Below are 19,844 nucleotides of genomic sequence, written 5' to 3'. Positions count from 1 at the left end.
GATGCACGCTCGCCATCGCATCCGCACGCTCGACTTCGACCTGACGTTCACGTCGGGGGCGCTGGCCGAGTCGCAGGGGGAGCCGCTTCGCACGCTGGTCGTCGACCGTCTGCTGCCCGTGGTGGCCGCGGTGTTCGATGATGCGGCGCCGCAGGCCGGTCTCTACCGGATCGACAGGCTCGATGTCGATCTTGGCGATGTCGCTGTCGAAGAGTTACCCGAGGCGCTCGCCGATCGACTCTCGCAGGCGTTGGGCCACGCGCTGGCATATCGGACCGACGCAGGCACGCCGGACCACGCGCCGGATGACGGACGAGGCGGAGGACGAGGCGAGGGAAGCGTCGACGGAAGCGTTGACGAGCGTGTCGAAGGAGCGCGCGATAGCCTGACGACTGAATGGCCTGAGCGCATGGCGCGGCTGCCGCACGCGCTGGGCAGCGAAACCATGGCGCAACCGATGGCCGGGGCGAGGGCGCCGAAGGTTGGGCGCTTCACATCGCAGGCCGCGGCCGACGTGGCGGACCTGATGGCGTTCCTGGCCGACGCGAGGACGGTGACGTCTGACGGCGCGTCGCGCTCCGGGGCAGCGTCGTGGGCGAACGATGATGCGGCGACGGGGCCGCGACCCGAGGAACGTCAAGCCGCCGATTCAGACAATGCGCTCGACCGTTTGCTCACACGTGTTGCGGCGGGCGACGTTCAGGCGGTTCGCCAGCACCTTCGCGCCACGGCCACACCCGAGACATCGATCCGTCGGCTGACGCAGCAGTTTTCGCTCGCGAGCATCGACGCACTGATCCGGGCGCTGCATCCCGCCCGCGCTGGCGGATGGCTTCGCGAGCTCGATACACTCGACCGGATGCTGGCGCACGCCGGATGGAACACCGCATCGCGCGCCCAGGCGCAGCGGACATCTCGCGCCCGGTTGATTGCGTCAGGGCTGTTTCCCTCCGGCGCCGCGGTGCGGGAAATGCCGTGGCATGAGGTGTGGCAGGCCGTTCTGTCGACAAGGGGAACCCGGACGCCTGCGCGCGACAGCGGTATGGGCCGGCTGAACACTGAAGCGGCGGATCGTCTGCGAACTCTCATGGAGACCGAAGGCAAGGCGGGACGCGCAAGCGAATTCCCCGCGCCGATGCTCGACGCGCTCAGGCGAACGATGCGATCGCAGGCCGGCAGCGAGTCCCATGATGGGGACGAGCATGAGCAGGGCGCCGAGGCGCGGCCGCAAGCATCGCTCGGGGCGTCGAGCGAGACGCCTGGAAAGGCATTGGCGATCGCCATGACGCGTGGCCGCGCCCAGCGGCTCTACGGCGCGTGGCCGCAGATACTGATCAGCGATCCCGGCCTTCTGCGCGCGGCCATACGTCACTATGCTTCGCTGCCGGACTTGCGCGAACGCATGGCGCTGACGTTCCCCGTGTCGATGCTGGAGGACATGCTGTCCGTGCTGTTGCGGCAGGCATTGAAGTTCGATGCAGACCGGGCGACGACCGGCAATGCAAGGGGGCGGCATGCTTCGGTTGAGCGGGAAGTGACGAGGGCGTCTGGCATTGGGTCTGGTGTTTCGGTTGGCGGTGGCGGTGAAGCAACCTCGACAGGCGATGCCGGGGCCGGGCGCCGCGCGGGCTTCGAAGTCCTCACGACCCACGACGAAATGGTGAACGATGCCGGTGGTGAAGGAGATGGCGAAGGCGCCGCCGAGGCGGCGTGGCGATGGAGGCGCAACTGGTCTCGCGACGTGGCGTCATTGCTGCAACTGGCGGCAACGGCGTCTACCGAGCCCCTCGTGCCGGCGGGCGTTTCGGGGACTTCGTCGACCTTCGAAATCTCCGAAGTTTCCGAGACCATCGAGACCTTCGAGACCCTCGGGACCTTCGAATCATCGGCGGCTTCCGCGTCCTCCGAACCGCTGGACCATGCAGCGCGCTCAGAGACCACGCCCGTATCTGGACCCACCTCGGACACACCGCTCATCCCAACGTTCACGGACTCGATACCCACGCTGTTCGTGCGGGCGTTGCTGAGCGGGTCGTCCGCGACGCTTTGGGCGGACTGGCAACGTTGGGTTTCCGAGGACAGCACGACGATGGCAACCCTGTGGCGGCACTACGGGAACATCGACACCGTGCTTACCCGCGTCGTCGACGGCTTTCCGGAGGAGATGCTTGCCGAGCTGGCGCGTCTTTTGGCGCCATCCCTGTCGCCGTTGTGGCATACGTTCTCGGCGATCAGTGTCGATGGACCGAATCGTAAAGTCCATTCGACGGCTTACACCGCGTCCGGCTGGAATGCGGTCGACGCCAGTGCTCTCAACGGGATCGTCGATGCCGACATCGACACCAACGCCAACGCCGACACCAACGTCGACACCAACGTCGACACTATCATGCGTTCTCGCGGCGGTTGGGCCGAGCGTATCTCGTCGCGGGGGAGGGGAAACGAGCCGCAAGGGAATCACGCGGCAGCATCCGATCGACCGTTCGCCTCGGGCGCTGTGGCTTCGATGGCATGGGATCAATGGAAGCGCGTCGTCTGGAAACGCGTGTTCCGGCATCTTCTCGATTCCCATTCTTCCCCTTCGGGTTCACCCGCGTCGCTCGCCGAAATCGGTGCGATCCTGCGCAGTGTGGCCGCGTCTGCCTGGCAGCGCGACGTGGTCGACTCGCTATTCGCTGCATCCGCCATTGTCGATGCACCGCAGGGCAATGTCGCTGGGCCTGAGTGCGTTGACGTATCCCCGCCTGCGTCGATGAGTGCATCCCAGACCGTTGCGGAGGCGGATGGGGGGCCGGTCGAGCGTTTGCGCCGTCTGATCCGGCGCCGCAATGAGATCGTGTCCAACGGTGGCAATCTGGTCGAGCAGGCGGCGCGCTTGTCCGGCGCGCAACGGGCGGCGCTTGAACGTGACGTTGCCGGCGTCAATCGCATACTCACGCGCGTAGCAGCGGAAGTGTACGGCCTAAGTGGGGAAGGTGGCGACGGTAGCGACGGTAGCGACAATAGGGCCATTGACCGTAGCGGCGACAACCACGCCGGCGCGGAGAAAGGGCGGGCGGGCGAGGCGGAGGCGATGCGTGTCGTGGACGCGCTCTCGGTGCACGACTGGCGTGCTGTCGTCGACACGATGATCGCCGTGAGCCACGCAATCCCCGCGGTCCATCGGGACCTGCTCCACCGGTCCATCGCCGATCACGCGCCAGACGCCGACGACATACCGCGCAATGCCGTCACACGCTACTACGCGAGCGTTGCCGCAGCGCTCGCACGCGACGCCACACTCGAACTTGACGCACTGAGCGAAGCGGCAGTGGCGGCAGCGACCGTAGCGACCGTAGCGGCTGTACCTCCCGGCCCATCGGCGGAGACGCGGCCGCACGCCGTCAGCCGTCGCTCCGCCACCCCGGACGGCTACATCGATCACCTCAGGTCGCCGGCGTTGCGCGCAGGACATCCGCCGCCGCCCGGGTTCGATCTTTGGCTGCGGCAATCCGTCTATTCGGGGGCGCCTTCGCTGCGTCCGATCATCGCACTGGCCGCCGACGACGAGGTTCTGACCGGGCGCTGGCTGGATCTCATACCTCAACCGCTCTGGCCCGGTATCGCGCGCCTGTCGCCGCGCGACACGCCGCAGGTCGCCCAAATGCTGCGCGTCGCCACGGACGTCGCCGAATGGTTTGCGACGATGCCTGAGGCGCCCGGAACCCTCATGTCGGCCGAGTTGCAGCGAGCGCGCTGGGCGTTCCTGTTTTCGTGGCTTTTCACGCCGCAGCGTCCGTTCGACGCCTCGATATTCGCCCGATCCCTGGTAACGCAACTGGCGCATCGCGCCAACGTTGCCGTTTCCCCGGCCCTCGCGGTGCGCATCCAACAGCAAACAGGAATCGACATGGGGACAAGTCCCTCGAACCCGCACGAAACGTCCGGCGCGCCGGTCGACGCGGTGGTGCGTCACGCCGGGCTGGTGCTGACATGGCCGTTCCTGTCCCACCTTTGGAGCTATCTCGGACTCACGGCCGAACACCGATTCGTCGACGAAGCCGCAGCGCAGCGTGCCGTCCTGCTGCTCCATTACGTGGGCACGGGGTTGACCGAAGTCCCCGAATACGAACTGACGATACACAAGCTGCTCTGCGGCGCGCCATTTACCACACCGGTGACGCGCCATCTGGACATCACCGATGACGAGGCGCGGATCTGTGACCAGATGATCGACGCCATGATCCGGCACTGGTCGGCGCTCGGGAATACCTCTCGCGCCGGATTGCGCGAAACGTTCCTGCAACGCGAGGGCCGTCTGTCTCTCGCGCAGGACGGCTGGCATCTCGACGTGCGCCGGATCGCGTTCGATGTTCTGCTCGCGCGGCTACCGTGGAGCATCTCCACGATTCGACTGTCGTGGATGGAAAAAACAATCTGGGTGAACTGGACATGAACAGCGCGAACACCGCCAAGGCTGCACTGGCCGCCAACGCCGAGAGTCTTTCGCGCGAAATCGCATGGTTCTCGGCCGTGCTGGAGACCCGTTTGCACGCCTACTTCATGCATGAAGGCGTGCCGCACGACATTCACGTCCATACGCCGCCGGACCTGGCGCACGACCCGTCCCCATTCGCCCGTGCACTGCTCGACTATGGTCTGGCGGACGACTTCGACGCGCGCGTCGTCCTCATGCTGGCCATGTTGCCCCACGTGCGGCCGCAGGCGCTCGATCTGCTCTTCACGCAGAACAAGAACACCGAACGCCAGTTCACGGAGTTCGGCGGCTGGCGTGCCCAGCATCACACCGGCCTGTTGCCGACGGGCGAGACGGCCGCGTTCGTGCTCGCGGGCGACGATCTCACGCGCCGCTTCGAAATTCTTGAACTGTTCGACGCAGACCACGTGTTCGCACGCGCCGCAATCTTGCGCCTGGAGCGCCGCGCGGATGGTGAACCGGCGCTGGCCGCCGCGCTGCATATCGAGCGCGACTTTCTGGAGCGAAGCACCTCCGGGCGCGAGCATAAGCCCGATTACAGCGCGGGATTCCCTGCGAAACGCATTACCACGCGGCACGACTGGCGCGATCTCGTGCTCACGCCCGAGGTCGTCGAGGAAATCGACCAGATCCGTCAGTGGCTCGACGGCGGCGAGGCCGTCATGCGCCGCTGGCAACTGGATCGCATGGTCAAGCCCGGGTTTCGTGCGCTGTTCTACGGGCCGCCCGGCACCGGCAAGACGCTCACGGCCACATTGCTCGGCAAGGCCGCGGGCGTCGACGTCTATCGGATCGACCTGTCGAAGATCGTCTCGAAATACATCGGCGAGACCGAAAAGAACATGGCGAACGTGTTCGATCAGGCGCAGAACAAGCGCTGGATCCTGTTCTTCGACGAAGCGGACGCGCTGTTCGGCAAGCGCACCGAAGGCAGCAGCGCCAACGACCGTCACGCCAATCAGGAAGTCGCATACCTGCTTCAGAGAATCGAAGACTATCCCGGCGTAGTACTGCTCGCGAGCAACCTGAAGGGCAATATCGACGAGGCGTTCGCACGACGCTTTCAGAGCGCTATTCACTTTCCGATGCCGGACGACACCCAGCGCCTGCAACTCTGGCGCAACCTCTTTCCCGAGCGCCGTGGGCTGGCGCACGACGTCGATCTTCCCGCACTGGCCGCCGCGCACGTGCTCTCCGGTGGCGCACTGCTCAATGTGGCCCGCCACGCCGTGATGTGGGCCGAGCGCGATGGGCGCGATATCGTCACGCAGGCCGACTTGCAACGCGCAATCCGCCGCGAACACATCAAAGAAGGACGCACGATCTGATATGAGCCACGTCGACTTCACGAGGCGTTCCCGCAGACGGGTGTCGTCCCTATGCGCCGTACTGATGGCCATGACGGTGTCGCTGACGGCCAGCGCCGTCGGCGCTTCGGCACCGCGCATAACGCCATCATCGCCGTCATCGCCCTCATCGCCGTCGTCGCCGTCGTCGGCACCCGTTGCGCCGGCGGCTACCGAGGCCGCGTCCGCGACAAGCGCGCCATCGGCGGCGCGTGCCGCGCAAGCTCCCGAACCGGTCTCCACGCCGGGTGCAGCGGCCACCACCGCCGTGCCACCGGTGGCCCAACCTGCACCCGTCAAAGGCGCGCCAACGCAGCCGGTAGCGGCCCCGGCCGAAACGGTGCCGCCCGCCGCACGAGCCTCGCGCATGGCGCCGCCCATCGGCAACGACGGCAAACCGATGACGCCCGAGCAGGCGTGGCGCATCGTCAATACCGTTCAGGTCGCGCCAGAGCCGACATCCGGCCCCGGCACCGTGCTGATTTCCGCCGACGTCGTGCGGCATCTCGCGCCCGCGACCCGCCGCGCCATCCAGCAGGCGCTTCTGGTCATCTATTCGGAAGATCCGGCCTATCTTCAGGCCTATCGCGAAAGCGCCCGGCCGCTGTCGGACAACCTGGTCGGCCCGATTACGTTGTCGTGGCTCAACCGCTTCTGGCTCGATTTCAAGATGCAGCCGGTCGGCAATCTGACCAGTGCATCGGTGCAGGCATTGTTGAAGTTCGCATCGATCGTGCGCGCGCATCCGCAATGGAAGGCGGATCTGGTCGGTGCCGACCTCGGTCGCTGGATCGACGGCTTCGCGCCGAAGGAGCAGGCGCGTTATTACCAGATCCGCCTCGCGGGTACGGACGACGAAATTGCGGCCATGCTCTGGCTGTACCATCTCGATACCGACGGCAACCGCAACGCGGGTCCCGATCCGGACCGGGCCTTGCTCACGATCTACAACTACACGCTCGACGCTGCGGATTTCAAGCTGCTGGCCTCCAAATCGAAGGTCGTCGATCACCTGTCTGCCTTGCAGGACAAGATCTTTCTCAACCAGCCGCTATTCGACGCGGCAGTGCTCGACGCGCTCAAGGACCTCGGCAAGCAGGCCGAGACCTATCTGCCCGAGGCGCGCGCCGTGGCAGTGACCACGACATACCAACTGACGGACGCGTCGCTCCAGCAGCTACGCAACGGTGCGCGCGTGCCCAAGGACATCGTGGACGCCGTCTCGGATCTGACGCAGGAGTACGCGAGCCAGGCAGACTTCAACGAAGCGATTCTCGATGCCACCTCGGACATCAAGACACCGGTCGATCCGTACGTGCCGGAGATCCTGCACGCCGCGCAGGCGCAAACTACCTACGTACTGTCGGCGCAGGCATTGGCGGAACTGGCGGCGAGCCGCCGAAACGAATCGGTGCCGCCCGTCATTCTCGACATGCTCGGAGGTTTGCAGGGGCTGCAATATCCCCAATTGTGGCTGTTCGACCGTGCAGTGATGGCGCGCTTGCGCGACGGCGTGGGCGCGTGTCCAACGGGGATTCCGGGCAGCGTGGCAGACGCGCGCAGGATCTCCGCCGAGCAGATGCAGCAGTTGTCCGCGGTACTGCGCGACCCGGCGCTCTTCGCCCAACTCGAAGCGCTGTGGCGCAAAGGCACGTGCAGCAACGTCGACACGTTGTCGTTGCCCCAGTTGATGCAGGCGCTTTATGACCGCTTTCGGCCGTCGCTCGTTGCCACCGCGCGCAAGAGACCGGCATTCGATCCCACGAAGCCGGTGAACTGGAGCGGAGACGGCTGCGGTTGCCTGCTGGACCATCTGCAAGGCACGGTCTACGGCTTTTTCCCGTTCTGGATGGCGGGCCCCAGGCAAAAGGTCGATTTCAGCACGCTCACGCGTATCGGCTATTACGGCGCGACGTTCGACGACACCGGCAGCCTCGTGCAGGCCAACTACGGCGGCAGCTTCGTCGAGCAGGCACAGACGTCGGCATCGCTCTCCGGCGACTTCGTGTCCGTTGCCCAACGGCACCAGAGCAACGTGCAGTGGGTGATCCAGCGTAACGACTGGCGCACGTGGGCGCGTCTCGACAAGGACCGGAAAGTGGCGGTGATGAACCGCCTGAGCGACGACATCGTGCGCCTGCTCTCGATGGGCTTGCGGAACTGGACGGCAACCGTGTCGAACCACTTACCGTTCGGCGCGCGATTCGCGCCAACCAACGGCAGCGGCGTCGTGCTTTTTTTCGACGGGTATCCGCAAGACCCGGTGTCGATCGTCGTGTTCAATCAGTTCGTGGATCAACTGCGCAGCCAATTGCGCGAGGCCGGGGCGGGGGATCGCATCGACATCATGATGCGGCACGACCGGGTGGGCCATGGCATCTACGCCTACGCGAACTTGCTGCAACTGGTGACGGACACCGACAAGAACGCGTCGACCGACTTGCTTGCACGCGTGGACCGGGACCGGATGCGGCGTCCGAACTTTCTGGTACTGCTCGACGAACCAACCACCGATTCGAAAAAAACGCTGCGCGAGGCTGTCGAAGCGGGGCTGCATGGCGAGGACCGCAGGACGGTGTTGCGTCGGATCATTCCCGTCATCACGTTCGACAACGACAACTGGCAGCAGCTTCAGGACGATATCGTGTACGCGCAGGACAACTTCGGCGGCATCGGATTCTGGCCGATGCCATTGCGCAATGCGGTTTCTGCCGATGCGGCCGCGCCGGTGTTGCCGTCTGCGGGCACGCGCATCCCGACGCCCACGCCGGGCGTTCAGGCTTGTGCGATGACTCGCAGCATCAGCGAGTGTCTGGCCGATCATTACCAGATCCCGGCGGGCGCTCAGTCCTCGGCCGTCTGCAAGACGGTGTGCGAGAACCTGTATGCGTTCCGGCTTGCCACCAAGCTTGTGCTGTTGCTGCTGACCGGGTGTGGTGTGGCGTACTACGCGTCGTGCCGCTGGCGCGAACTCATGGCGCGCTACTATCACGTGCCTGCACTCGTGGTCGCCGCTGTCTGGATTCTGCTCGGATTGGCGTTGCTGTTCTGCGATCCATTCCTGAGATGGCTCGCGCGCGGCTACATGATTCCGATCTTCCTCGTGCTGTTCATCATCGCCCTGATCGCGTGGTACCAGTACCAGCTCAAAGCGCGTGACGATCAGCCATGAGCGCATCGCGCCCGGTCCGTCGTCATGACCGCCGTCATGAGCGTTGCGGCCGGCCTCGTTGGCCGGTCAGGTCGGTCAGGCCGGTGCCCGCTGAATGTCACGGCGATGGCAGGGAGGGTTTCGCGCACTAATACCATAATCTGATGTTCCGGCCGGGCCTCGGTCGACTAGTCTTTTGTCGGGTTGCACGGCGCAACTCTATTCACGAACCCAGGACTCAGGACCCCGACCATGTCGAATCCCAAACTCGAAGTTTTGACCCCTCAGAACAGCCAGCTCATCATCATCGACCACCAGCCGCAAATGGCGTTCGGTGTGCAGTCGATGGATCGCCAGGCGCTGAAGAACAATGTGGTCGGGCTGGCCAAGGCCGCAAAGGTCTTCGATATCCCCACGACCATCACCACCGTCGAGAGCGAATCGTTCTCCGGTTATACCTATCCGGAAGTGCTCGACGTCTTCCCGAATGCGAAGACGCTCGAACGGACCTCGATGAACTCGTGGGACGACCAGAAGGTGCGCGACGCCCTCAAGGCAAACGGCCGCAAGAAGGTCGTCGTGGCCGGCCTGTGGACGGAAGTCTGCAATACGACGTTCGCGCTTTGCGCCATGCTCGAAGGCAGCTACGAGATTTATATGGTCGGCGACGCCTCCGGCGGCACCAGCAAGGAAGCGCACGACTTCGCGATGCAGCGCATGGTGCAGGCCGGCGCTGTGCCCGTGACCTGGTTACAGGTGGCGCTCGAATGGCAACGCGATTGGGCACGGCGTGACACTTACGATGCGGTGATGAAACTCGTCAAGGAACATGCCGGCGCGTATGGCATGGGGGTGGACTATGCCTACACCATGGTGCACAAAGCGCCGCAACGCACGCTCACGTCGCACGAATCGGTTGCCCCGGTGCCGGCGCGCTGACCGTCTGCGCCCCGTACTCTGCGCGGGTCGGTGCAAAGTCACCTTGCAAACCGATAAAATTTGTATAAACTCAAAATATTCCGCAATTTCTTTGAGTTTATTGTGAAAAAACAGATGCACGCCGACCTTTTGCCCTTTGAGGCAGAGGAGGTTGTCACTGCATTGGGCGAGACGGTGGCGCTCGCCCGCCGAGCGCGCGAATGGACGCAGTCCGACCTGGCTGCCAAGATGGGGACCAGTGTGAACACCGTGGTCAACATCGAGAAAGGCAGACCGTCCGTCGGCTTTGGACAAGTCCTGAACGCCTTATGGGTCCTGGATTTGCTCGATGGACTGCGCGAAGCGCTGGATCCGGAGAAGGACCCGGTCATCCAGCGTGCGGCCATGGAGCGCCTCAAAGGACGCAGGAGAGCCCCGCATGGGTGAACGGGAGCGTCCGGTATGGGTCTGGTTGCCTGGCGCAATTGACCCCGTGGTGTGCGGTACCTTCCGTTGGTCGCCGGGGCATGGCGCCTTCCGCTATTCGGACGATTACCGCGCCCGGCAGGAGGCTGTCGCCATCGATCCCATCAATCTTCCATTCTCGCGCTCGACGAAACCCGTGACGACGTCGAAGATGAACGGCGTGTTCGGTGTGTTGCGCGATGCCGCTCCGGAAGGGTTCGGCCTTGACCTGTTGAACGCCAAATACGGTAACAGAACGCTGGATGAAATCGAGCGGATGGATTTCGCCGTGGGAGACGGCGTCGGAGCGATCGAAGTCTGTTCCCCCGAACACATCGCGCGCAAAGTCGCGTTTCGGCCTCCGCGCGAGGATGAACTCCATGCGCAACTCACGCGTACCGATATCGGCGAGTCGATTACAGGCCTGGTTCGCCAATTGACGGGGGACGACGACGGCACCAGTCTCGGCGGCGAGAAACCGAAATTGACGGTCGCTCGGGCGGTGGACGGGCGCTCGGAGTGGTGGATTGCAAAATTGCAGCCACGCAACGGCGCACGGCTGCTTCCCGCACGCGAGTACGTGGCCATGTCCCTGGCAAAACGATGTGGACTCGACGTGGCGGATGTGACGTTCGAGCGCGTCGGTTCGCACGACGTTGTGATGGTGAAGCGATTCGACCGGAAAGTCTCGGAGGGCGGTGTCGAGCGTTTGCTGTTTGCCAGCGCGGCGACGGTGCTTCGCCTGGACAGCGACGTCACACGCGAAGATCCGGATCGATCCTATCCAAAACTGTCCCATGAATTGAGACGCTGGTGTGCCGACCGCCACCGGAGTGCCGTGGAACAACAGCGGGAACTGTGGCGCCGAATGGCGTACAACGCACTGGTCGGTAACTATGACGACCATCCGAGAAATCACGGTCTTCTCTATCGCGATGGTTCGTGGACCTTGTCGCCGGCGTACGATATCGTCGCAATGCCGCAGAGCCAACGCGTGCAAGCGATGGAGGTCGCCAGAGGAACCCGGATCGCCTCGCCGGAAAGCCTGATTTCGGCCGCGCCGCTGTTTGCTTACGATCACGTCGAGGCATGGGAGACGCTTCGCACGATGGCGCAAACGGTCAGTGCATCGTGGCGCGAAATGTACGTGCAGGCATGCCAACTGGGCGACAAAGACCTCGAACAGCAACGGCCAGCATTCAAACTCGCCGAAGCCATCGCAACAGGCGCGACGGCGGTTGACGCGAAAACTCTTGGTCAACGCCAACGGCGAAGCATCGTTCGCCCCTCATGACCGCCAGTGCTCCTGCAACGTTTCTCGCTGCGCGACGATGCCGGGCTCGCGCCGGAACTCGATGAGGCCCGGCCACGCCAGGCATCCGGCATCCGGCGATGACGCGGGGCCGTCGATTGCCAAAAGGACGGCGAAAGCGAGCGTGACTCGCGAGCCGTTCCCGCGCATTATCGAGGGTGCGCTGAAGGATCACAGCCACAGGACCCACCCGCGGGACGCCTCCGCCGAGGATCATCGCGAGATGCTGGAAGCGTCGATGTAAAGCGGGGCGAGGCGCACTTCGCCCCATTGTCCAATTGTTTAGGAAATTCAAATGGTTACGTCAGGATACACAGACACCCGGCTTCTGATTGACGGCGAATGGTGCGATGCCGCCAGCGGCAAGACGCTCGACGTCGTCAACCCGGCCACGGGGCAGGTGATCGGCAAAGTGGCTCATGCGGGCATCGCCGATCTCGACCGCGCTCTCGACGCCGCACAACGCGGTTTCGCCACCTGGCGCAAGGTGCCGGCCGTCGAGCGTGCCGCGACGATGCGCAAGGCCGCTGCGCTGGTGCGCGAGCGCGCCGACGCCATCGCCCGTCTGATGACGCAGGAGCAGGGCAAGCCGTTCGTGGAAGCGCGTATCGAAGTGCTGTCCGGTGCCGGCATCATCGAGTGGTTTGCCGACGAAGGCATGCGTGTGTACGGCCGCGTCGTGCCGTCGCGGAATCTGAGCGCGCAACAAACCGTGCTCAAGGAGCCGATCGGCCCGGTCGCCGCGTTCACGCCGTGGAACTTCCCGGTCAACCAGGTGGTTCGCAAGCTCAGTGCGGCCCTGGCCTGCGGTTGTTCCTTCCTCGTCAAGGCACCGGAAGAAACGCCGGCGTCGCCGGCGGCGCTGCTCCAGGCGTTTGTCGACGCCGGGGTTCCCGCAGGTGTCGTGGGTCTCGTCTTCGGCGATCCGGCCGAGATCTCCGGCTACCTGATCCCGCATCCGATCATCCGCAAGGTCACGTTCACCGGCTCCACGCCGGTCGGCAAGCAACTGGCCTCGCTGGCCGGTCTGCACATGAAGCGCGCAACGATGGAACTGGGCGGCCATGCGCCGGTGATCGTTGCCGAAGACGCCGATCTGGCGCTGGCGGTCAAGGCCGCCGGAGGTGCCAAGTTCCGCAACGCCGGTCAGGTGTGCATTTCGCCGACGCGCTTTCTCGTGCACAACAGCGTCAAGGACGAGTTTGCCAAAGCGCTTGTGAAGCACGCCGAAAGCCTGAAGTTGGGTGACGGACTGGCCGAGGGCACGACCCTCGGGCCGCTGGGCAACGCCCGCCGCCTGACGGCCATGAGCCGTGTGATCGACGACGCGCGCAAGACCGGCGCGACAATCGCCACGGGCGGCGAACGCGTGGGTACGTCAGGCAACTTCTTCGCGCCGACAGTGCTCACCGACGTGTCGCTCGATGCCGACGTCTTCAACAATGAGCCGTTCGGCCCGGTTGCGGCGATTCGCGGTTTCGACAAGCTCGAAGATGCGATTGCCGAAGCCAACCGTCTGCCGTATGGACTGGCCGGTTACGCCTTTACGCAGTCGTTCCGCAATGTGCATCTGCTGTCGCAGCAAATGGAAGTCGGCATGTTGTGGGTCAACCAGCCGGCAACGCCGTCTCCGGAAATGCCGTTCGGCGGCGTGAAGGACTCCGGTTACGGCTCGGAAGGCGGTCCGGAGGCAATGGAAGCTTACCTCGTGACCAAGGCAGTTTCCGTGATGGCCAACTGAGCGGCAGGGTTCATGGTCTGAGTGCGGCTCAGCGGCGCGGCGCTCGAGCGTCGGGCATCGCGCAAGCCGTCTGTGCGATGTTCGATAAACGACAGCATTGGAGATAACGATGACAACGTCGAAGACCCCTCGAGAAGTTGTGATGCAAACGATGGCACTGGCCGCACTCACTCTGAGCGCCGGCAGTTATGCCGTCATCGCGACAGCAGCAGATGCCGGCACGGCCAAGCCGCGCATTCTGGTGCTGGCGACGGGCGGCACCATCGCCAGCACCGGAGACGCCCGCTCGGCGATCGGATACAACGCCGGCGGCGTGACCGGCGAGCAACTCATGGCCAGCGTTCCCGGACTGGACAAACTGGCGAACATCAAGGCCGAGCAGATCTCGAACATCGGCTCGCAGGACATGAACAGCAAGGTCTGGTACCAGTTGGCGGCCCGAATCAAGCAGGCCTTCGATCGTAACGAGGCCGATGGCGTCGTGATTACGCACGGCACCGACACGATGGAGGAGACCGCCTTCTTCCTCGATAACGTACTCGCCACCCGTCAACCGGTTGTGCTCGTCGGGTCGATGCGCCCGAGCACGGCGGTGAGTGCCGACGGCCCCGGCAACCTCTATGAAGCCGTGGAAGTCGCAGCCAGCGCGCAATCCGGCAATCGCGGCGTGCTGATCGTCATGAACGATACGATCCACGGGCCGCGCTGGGTGACCAAGACCCACACGACCTCGGTACAGACGTTCGGCAATCCCAACGGCGGACCGCTCGGCTATGTCGATCCCGCGTCGGTGCGTTATCTGACGCCAGCGCCCGCGGCGCGCAAACCGCCGCTGAGCGTGCCGAATGGCGGATTGCCACGCGTCGACATCGTTTACGCGCATGCCGACATGGACGCCACGCAAATCGACGACGCGTTGCGGCACAACGCGAAGGGCATCGTGCTCGCGGGTGTGGGCGACGGCAACGCATCCAAGGCTGCGCTCGATGCGCTGGCGTCCGCGGCGAAGCAGGGCGTCGTCGTGGTCCGGTCGTCTCGGGTCGGTAGCGGTTTCGTGAACCGCAACGTCGAAGTCTCCGACGACAAGACCGGGTTCGTGGTGTCCTACGATCTGAATCCGCAGAAAGCGCGCGTACTCACCCAACTGCTGATCGGCAACGGCGTCAACTCGGCGGACAAGGTGCAGAAGGCGTTCGACGCCACGTATTGATCCTGTCGATCCCTCCCCACATGTCGCGAAGATCGCGCCGGAAACCGCACATCAACCAAAATTTCAAGATCTCCCGCCAGTTCTGGGCCCATCAGGTGCGCAAGGGCGTTCTGGGCAATCCGCGCGAATTCATCAATTCGACGCCGCACATGAATCTCGTGTTAGGGGAAGAGAACCGGGAGTTCATCCGCAAGCGTGTGGAGGCACTGAAGACTTCGCCGCTGTTCGCCGGTATGGAAATGACGACCGATCCGGCCAAGATCGCCGAGGGGATTCCGATCATGATGGAAGGCCGCAAGGCCGACGAGGTGGTCACGGCCACGCGCTCGCCGCTCGGCACCGACGTGGATCTCGGCGAGATTACCCGCCAGTTCTATGAGCATCTCACGACGAAGTCGGGTGTCAAGGTCACGACCGGATACGAAGTGCGTTCGATCACACGTAACGAAGACGGCACATGGCGTGTGTCGACGTGCGACATGATCAACGGTTCCAGGATTCAGACGGTGGATGCGCGCCACGTTTTCATCGGTGCAGGGGGCGCCGCCTTGACGTTGCTTCAGCTCTCGGGCATTCCCGAGGCGAAGCCGTACGGCGGTTTCCCGGTCGGCGGCGAGTTTCTCGTCACCGAAAATCCGGACCGCGAGGAAAAGATGGCGGCGCAATGGGCGACGACGGCCGAGACCCTGCAACTGGCCATCGCCCCGCCGAGCCTGGAGGGTGTGGTCCCGGGCACGGCACCGATGACGAACCCCGGCGTGGTGAAGAAAGTCCCGGATATGGCGCTGTAAGGCCGGGGCTATCCATAGCCGTTCGGGTTGCGAACCTGCCAGCGCCAGTGATCGATGCACATGCGCTCCAGGCTCCGGCTGGCCTCCCACCCGAGCAATTCGCGCGCGCGCGACGTCGCCGCATAACAGCAGGCGACGTCGCCTTCGCGCCGCGGCATGAGTTCGTAAGGCACGCGCTGCGCGCAACTCGCCTCGAAGGCGCGGATCAACTGCAAGACCGTGTAACCGCGACCCGCTCCCAGATTGACCGTAAAGCCGTGACCGAGACGCTGCAACGCGTCGAGCGCCATCACGTGGCCTTGCGCGATGTCCATGACGTGGACGTAGTCGCGCATGCCGGTCCCATCCACCGTGTCCCAATCGTTGCCGTACACCTTCAGTCTGGGGGCGCGCCCAAGCGCGACGCGCGTCACCCACGGCATCAGGTTGTTCGGTGCGCCAACCGTGTCCTCGCCAATGCGTCCGCTTTCGTGGGCGCCCACCGGATTGAAATATCTGAGCACCGCAATGCGCCATGTCGGATCGGCATGAGCGGTGTCGCGCAACATGGTTTCGGCGACCAGTTTCGTCTGCCCATAGGGACTTGCCGCGCACAGCGCACATGACTCGTCGACGGGCACCCGTTCGGGATTGCCGTACACGGCTGCCGAGGAACTGAAGACCAGACGCCTGACATGATGCGCTTGCATCGCATGAATCAACGCCAGAACGCCGCCCACATTGTTGCAGTAGTAATCGACGGGACGCGCCACGGATTCGCCCACGGCCTTGAGCGCCGCGAAATGAATGACCGACGAGATGTCGAATGTCGTGAAAATCCGGTCGAGAACGCCTGGCGAGCAAATGTCCGCTTCGATGAACGAGGGCGTGCGCCCGCAAATGCCGGCAATCCTCCCGACGACGGCCTTTCGGCTGTTGACGAGGTTGTCCGCGATCACCACGTCGAAGCCGCTGTCGAGCAGCGCAACACACGTGTGTGAGCCGATATAGCCGGTGCCACCCGTCACGAGAACGGTTTCTCGACGCATCGATGATTGCCTTGCGTGCCAAGGTCCTGGGTCAGATGGCCTGCCGTCTCGCAAATATCGTGCCTTGCGCCGTGGCGTCGGTTCGCGACGCCCCCGCGCGGGCGTGTCGGCGCGCTTCGCTGCCAAATTGCATCGGTTTGCAGATTTCTCCCTGCATCGCGCCCCCCGCCACACACCCGCACCGCATGGGCACGCTGGTACGGCTCTTGCACCGCAATGAACTTCGGCGGCAAGCGCCGGGCATCGAAATCCCGCACGGATGTCCGGCAACCCGCGTCCCTGAAGGACAGGCATCCGATGATGAGGCTCGAGTCAGGCAATGTGAGATGGAGAATCGCGACTTATCTGTGGCAGGCCGTACGTGCGCACGGAAGGCGCGTGGTCATCGCGCTGAGCCTGCTCGTCGCGGCGAAACTGGCCTCGGTGTCGGTCCCGGTGCTGCTCAAGCGCATCGTGGACGAACTCGGCGCGCCGACCGTGGCCATGCTTCCCGTGTTCCTGATCCTCGGTTATGCGGTGGTGCGCTTCTTGTCGAATGCCTTCAACGAAGTCCGGGACGTCGTCTTCTCCGAAGTCACGCAACGCACGGTCGCCGACCTCACCGTCAATACCTTCTCGCATCTGCATCGGCTGGGGGCGCGTTTTCATTCGCAGCGCGAAACCGGCGCCGTGATCCGCGACATGGAGAAGGGGACGGCCGCCGTCGGGTTCCTGCTCGGGGTATCGCTGTTTGCCATCGTCCCCACGCTGTTCGAGATCGGGTTGATTCTGGTCATCATCGTGCGCAACTACGGCGGCGGTTTCCTCACCATCATCGCCGCGACGTTCCTGTCGTACGCCGTGTGGACCGCGTATGCGACGCGCCGCCGGATGCGCATGCAGATGCAGGTCAACGCCCTTGAAGCGGTCCAAAGCAGCCGCATCGTGGACAGCCTGCTCAACGCCGATACCGTCAAGTACTTCGCCCGGGAGTCGTTCGAGACCGAACGGCTTCGCGGTGTCGCGCACGACTGGACGAAAGCCGGTATCGCCAACCAGTCCGCGCTCTCCGCGCTGCATATCGGGCAGAGCGCCTGCATCGGCGCGGGCATCGCCGCCGTGATGCTGCTCGCGGGGCAGCACGTCATGACCCGCGCCATGACGATCGGCGATCTCGTGCTCATCAACGCGTACATCATCCAGGTCAGTCTGCCGCTCAACGCACTGGGCTTCGTATTTCGGGAGACCAACGACGCCATCACGAATATCGAACGCCTTTTCGCATTGCTGTTTGCAAAAGGACGAGACGACGAGGACGACGACGCGCCCGGCGCCCATGCGCTGAAGATCGAAGGCGGCGCCATCGAGTTCTCGGGCGTCGACTTCAGCTACGAGCCCGGCCGCCAGTTGTTGCATGACGTCTCGTTTCGCGTGGGCAGCGGCCAGACAGTCGCCATCGTGGGCGGCAGCGGCTCGGGAAAATCCACGCTGGCGCGTCTGCTCTTCCGGCTATATCAGCCAGACGCCGGCTCGGTTCGTATCGACGGTCAGGACTTGCGCGACGTTACGCAGCACAGCCTGCGCGACGCCATCGGCATCGTGCCGCAGGACACCATACTGTTCAACGAGACGCTCGCCTACAACATCGCCTATGGGCGCCCCGGTGCCACACGCGCCGACGTCGTCAAGGCCGCCCGCAGCGCCCAGCTCGCGCCATTCATCGAGGCGCTCCCGGACGCTTACGAGACGAAAGTCGGCGAGCGCGGCATGCGGCTGTCAGGGGGCGAGCGCCAGCGCATCGCCATTGCCCGCGCGCTGCTCAAACGTCCGCCGATCATTGTATTCGACGAGGCGACCTCCGCGCTCGACACCCGTACCGAACGCGCGATTCAGGACGAAATGATGCAACTCGCAGAGCACCGCACGAGTCTGCTGATCGCGCACCGCCTGTCCACGGTCGTGGGCGCCGACTGGATTCTCGTAATGGAGCGCGGGCGCATCGTCGAACAGGGCCGGCACGATGACCTGCTCGCGCGCGGCAGCGTCTACGCGCAGATGTGGCAACTCCAGGAGCAGCAGCGCGCGCTCGAACAGATCGAGCGTCATATCGTCATGCAGGCCGTGCCATTGGTGCCGCTGGTCGAGGGCGTGCTCGACGCCTTGCGCGAGTCGATCGAGGCGCGCGGCACCCAGGTCAACCGGGAGATGGCGACGGACAACCCGGTCGTTACCGCGGACGCGCCGAGCCTGCATCATGTCCTGTGGGACTTGTGCCGGTTCGGGGTGGAAGCGACGGGGCAAGGCGGTCGCCTCGATGTGCGCGTGCGACACGACGCCACCGACGCGATGGTCGACATCGCCAGCCCGCTATTCGATGCGCCGGAACTTTCGCTGCTCGACTTTGCCTCGATTCAGGCGAGCCTCGAACAGCATGGCGCATATATCACCCGCACACAGGACGACGCCGGTGTCGCGCTGCGCATCTCGGTGCCGCTGCGTGCCGACGATACGGATGTCCTTACTGACGTCCGTCCCAGCCTCACGCCGTCTGGCACTGACGACGTCCATGCGGCGAGTGCCCCAACGACGCAACATCCCTGCGAACCTCACCGGCTCTGATATGACACGCTTTCAAGGAAGTCACTTCGCCAATCGCGCGGCGGCCATTGCCGCGCTCGAACTGCTCATGCCGACGTTGCTGAGTGCCATGCAGAACGACATCGTCGGGCAGAGCGGTTGCCTGCATATCGTCGTCATGGACCCTGCGATGGGCCCGAACGTGGCGACGTTCGAAGAATCCATCCTCTATGAGTTGTCGCTGCCCGATCCGAAACAGTGGGACGCCGACTACGGCGCATACGCGCGCGCCAAGGCTCGTGTCTCGTGGCTCACCGGCAAAGACAGTCGCGTGGTGCAACTGTGCGAGCCGTACCGTTTGCGCTGCGGCGATACCAATCTCTGGGGCAGCGTGGCCCAGCACGGCATCGTCGTGGCGGTGTCGGGCGCGTTGCCGCATTTCGACGAGGCCCTTGCCGGGTGCGTCGCGCACTGCCTGCGGGCCATGGCGCAACATCGCGCGAACGGGACGGCGGAGACGCTGGCCCTGAGATCCGAATGACGCGCAAATGACGTTCGAACGATGTGCGACTAAGGCGTGAACGACCGCCGCCAATGGCGGCGATGTCGCGAATCTGCGGTGCCGTCAACGCCAAATTACATACGGCTGGCAGAAAGGCAGGGGAGCGGCGCGCGGTTTGCGCGCGCCGTTCGCCACTGGCCGCGGGACCGACTCCCTCACGAACGTCATAAGCCCATGCGAAACAACGGGTTGCGCGAGCCACCTTCACTTCGCGTGACGCGGCCCTTCGCCCCTGGCACGCAATTCGCTCTGTCAGAGACAGTCGCTTGTCGAATCAAGCGTGCGCC

The 19,844-nt window shown here is 64.3% G+C and carries 13 protein-coding genes; 12 read left to right on the top strand and 1 reads right to left on the bottom strand.

The genetic code is table 11. The features are described 5' to 3' along the window. The first annotated feature begins 1 nt into the window (after position 1). The 10 genes from AB870_RS27400 to AB870_RS11215 all read left to right on the top strand — a co-directional run bounded on the left by AB870_RS27400 (position 2) and on the right by AB870_RS11215 (position 15,411). Positions 2-4,435 (top strand): contractile injection system tape measure protein, encoded by a 4,434-nt coding sequence (locus tag AB870_RS27400; protein WP_053059689.1) that lies wholly within the window; start codon positions 2-4, stop codon positions 4,433-4,435. Continuing rightward, positions 4,399-5,805, top strand: a complete 1,407-nt coding sequence (locus AB870_RS11255) for an ATP-binding protein (RefSeq protein ID WP_237170100.1) — start codon at positions 4,399-4,401, stop codon at positions 5,803-5,805. The genes AB870_RS27400 and AB870_RS11255 overlap by 37 nt, the downstream gene beginning before the upstream one ends. Before the next feature lies 1 nt (position 5,806). Then, a complete protein-coding gene (locus AB870_RS11250; RefSeq protein ID WP_157112296.1) occupies positions 5,807-8,995 on the top strand; it encodes a hypothetical protein in 3,189 nt (1,062 codons plus the stop codon). 231 nt (positions 8,996-9,226) lie between these two features. Further along, positions 9,227-9,913: a hydrolase gene (locus tag AB870_RS11245; RefSeq protein ID WP_047908052.1), complete on the top strand. Its 687-nt coding sequence runs from the start codon at positions 9,227-9,229 to the stop codon at positions 9,911-9,913. Positions 9,914-9,973: 60 nt separating this feature from the next. Next, a complete protein-coding gene (locus AB870_RS11240; RefSeq protein WP_237170099.1) occupies positions 9,974-10,339 on the top strand; it encodes a helix-turn-helix domain-containing protein in 366 nt (121 codons plus the stop codon). After that, positions 10,332-11,651, top strand: a complete 1,320-nt coding sequence (locus AB870_RS11235; protein ID WP_071386865.1) for a type II toxin-antitoxin system HipA family toxin — start codon at positions 10,332-10,334, stop codon at positions 11,649-11,651. The genes AB870_RS11240 and AB870_RS11235 overlap by 8 nt, the downstream gene beginning before the upstream one ends. Further along, entirely contained in the window at positions 11,611-11,913 is a 303-nt protein-coding gene (locus tag AB870_RS27530; RefSeq protein ID WP_174554709.1) for a hypothetical protein, read from the top strand. The genes AB870_RS11235 and AB870_RS27530 overlap by 41 nt, the downstream gene beginning before the upstream one ends. Before the next feature lie 51 nt (positions 11,914-11,964). After that, the gene (locus AB870_RS11225; RefSeq protein WP_047908050.1) at positions 11,965-13,410 is read left to right on the top strand and encodes an NAD-dependent succinate-semialdehyde dehydrogenase; all 1,446 of its coding nucleotides are present in this window, start codon (positions 11,965-11,967) and stop codon (positions 13,408-13,410) included. Between the two features lie 142 nt (positions 13,411-13,552). Then, complete coding sequence (locus tag AB870_RS11220) at positions 13,553-14,620, top strand: asparaginase (protein WP_047908049.1); 1,068 nt, start codon at positions 13,553-13,555, stop codon at positions 14,618-14,620. A 20-nt stretch (positions 14,621-14,640) separates the two neighbouring features. Beyond that, positions 14,641-15,411, top strand: a complete 771-nt coding sequence (locus AB870_RS11215; protein WP_053059687.1) for an FAD-dependent oxidoreductase — start codon at positions 14,641-14,643, stop codon at positions 15,409-15,411. An 8-nt stretch (positions 15,412-15,419) separates the two neighbouring features. Here the strand turns inward: AB870_RS11215 and galE are convergent, their stop codons facing one another. Next, positions 15,420-16,439 (bottom strand): UDP-glucose 4-epimerase GalE, encoded by a 1,020-nt coding sequence (gene galE / locus AB870_RS11210; RefSeq protein WP_047908048.1) that lies wholly within the window; start codon positions 16,437-16,439, stop codon positions 15,420-15,422. Positions 16,440-16,736: 297 nt separating this feature from the next. Between galE and AB870_RS11205 the strand changes: the two genes are divergently transcribed. Next, positions 16,737-19,037: an ATP-binding cassette domain-containing protein gene (locus AB870_RS11205; RefSeq protein ID WP_064674816.1), complete on the top strand. Its 2,301-nt coding sequence runs from the start codon at positions 16,737-16,739 to the stop codon at positions 19,035-19,037. After that, the gene (locus AB870_RS11200; protein WP_418304006.1) at positions 19,012-19,536 is read left to right on the top strand and encodes a hypothetical protein; all 525 of its coding nucleotides are present in this window, start codon (positions 19,012-19,014) and stop codon (positions 19,534-19,536) included. Before AB870_RS11205 ends, AB870_RS11200 begins: the two co-directional genes overlap by 26 nt. Positions 19,537-19,844 lie beyond the last annotated feature (308 nt).

It is taken from the genome of Pandoraea faecigallinarum (genome assembly GCF_001029105.3).
GTDB classification, from domain to species: Bacteria; Pseudomonadota; Gammaproteobacteria; order Burkholderiales; family Burkholderiaceae; genus Pandoraea; species Pandoraea faecigallinarum.
The sequence above is the reverse complement of the archived record's forward strand: the minus strand, read 5'-3'. Positions and strand labels throughout refer to the sequence as shown.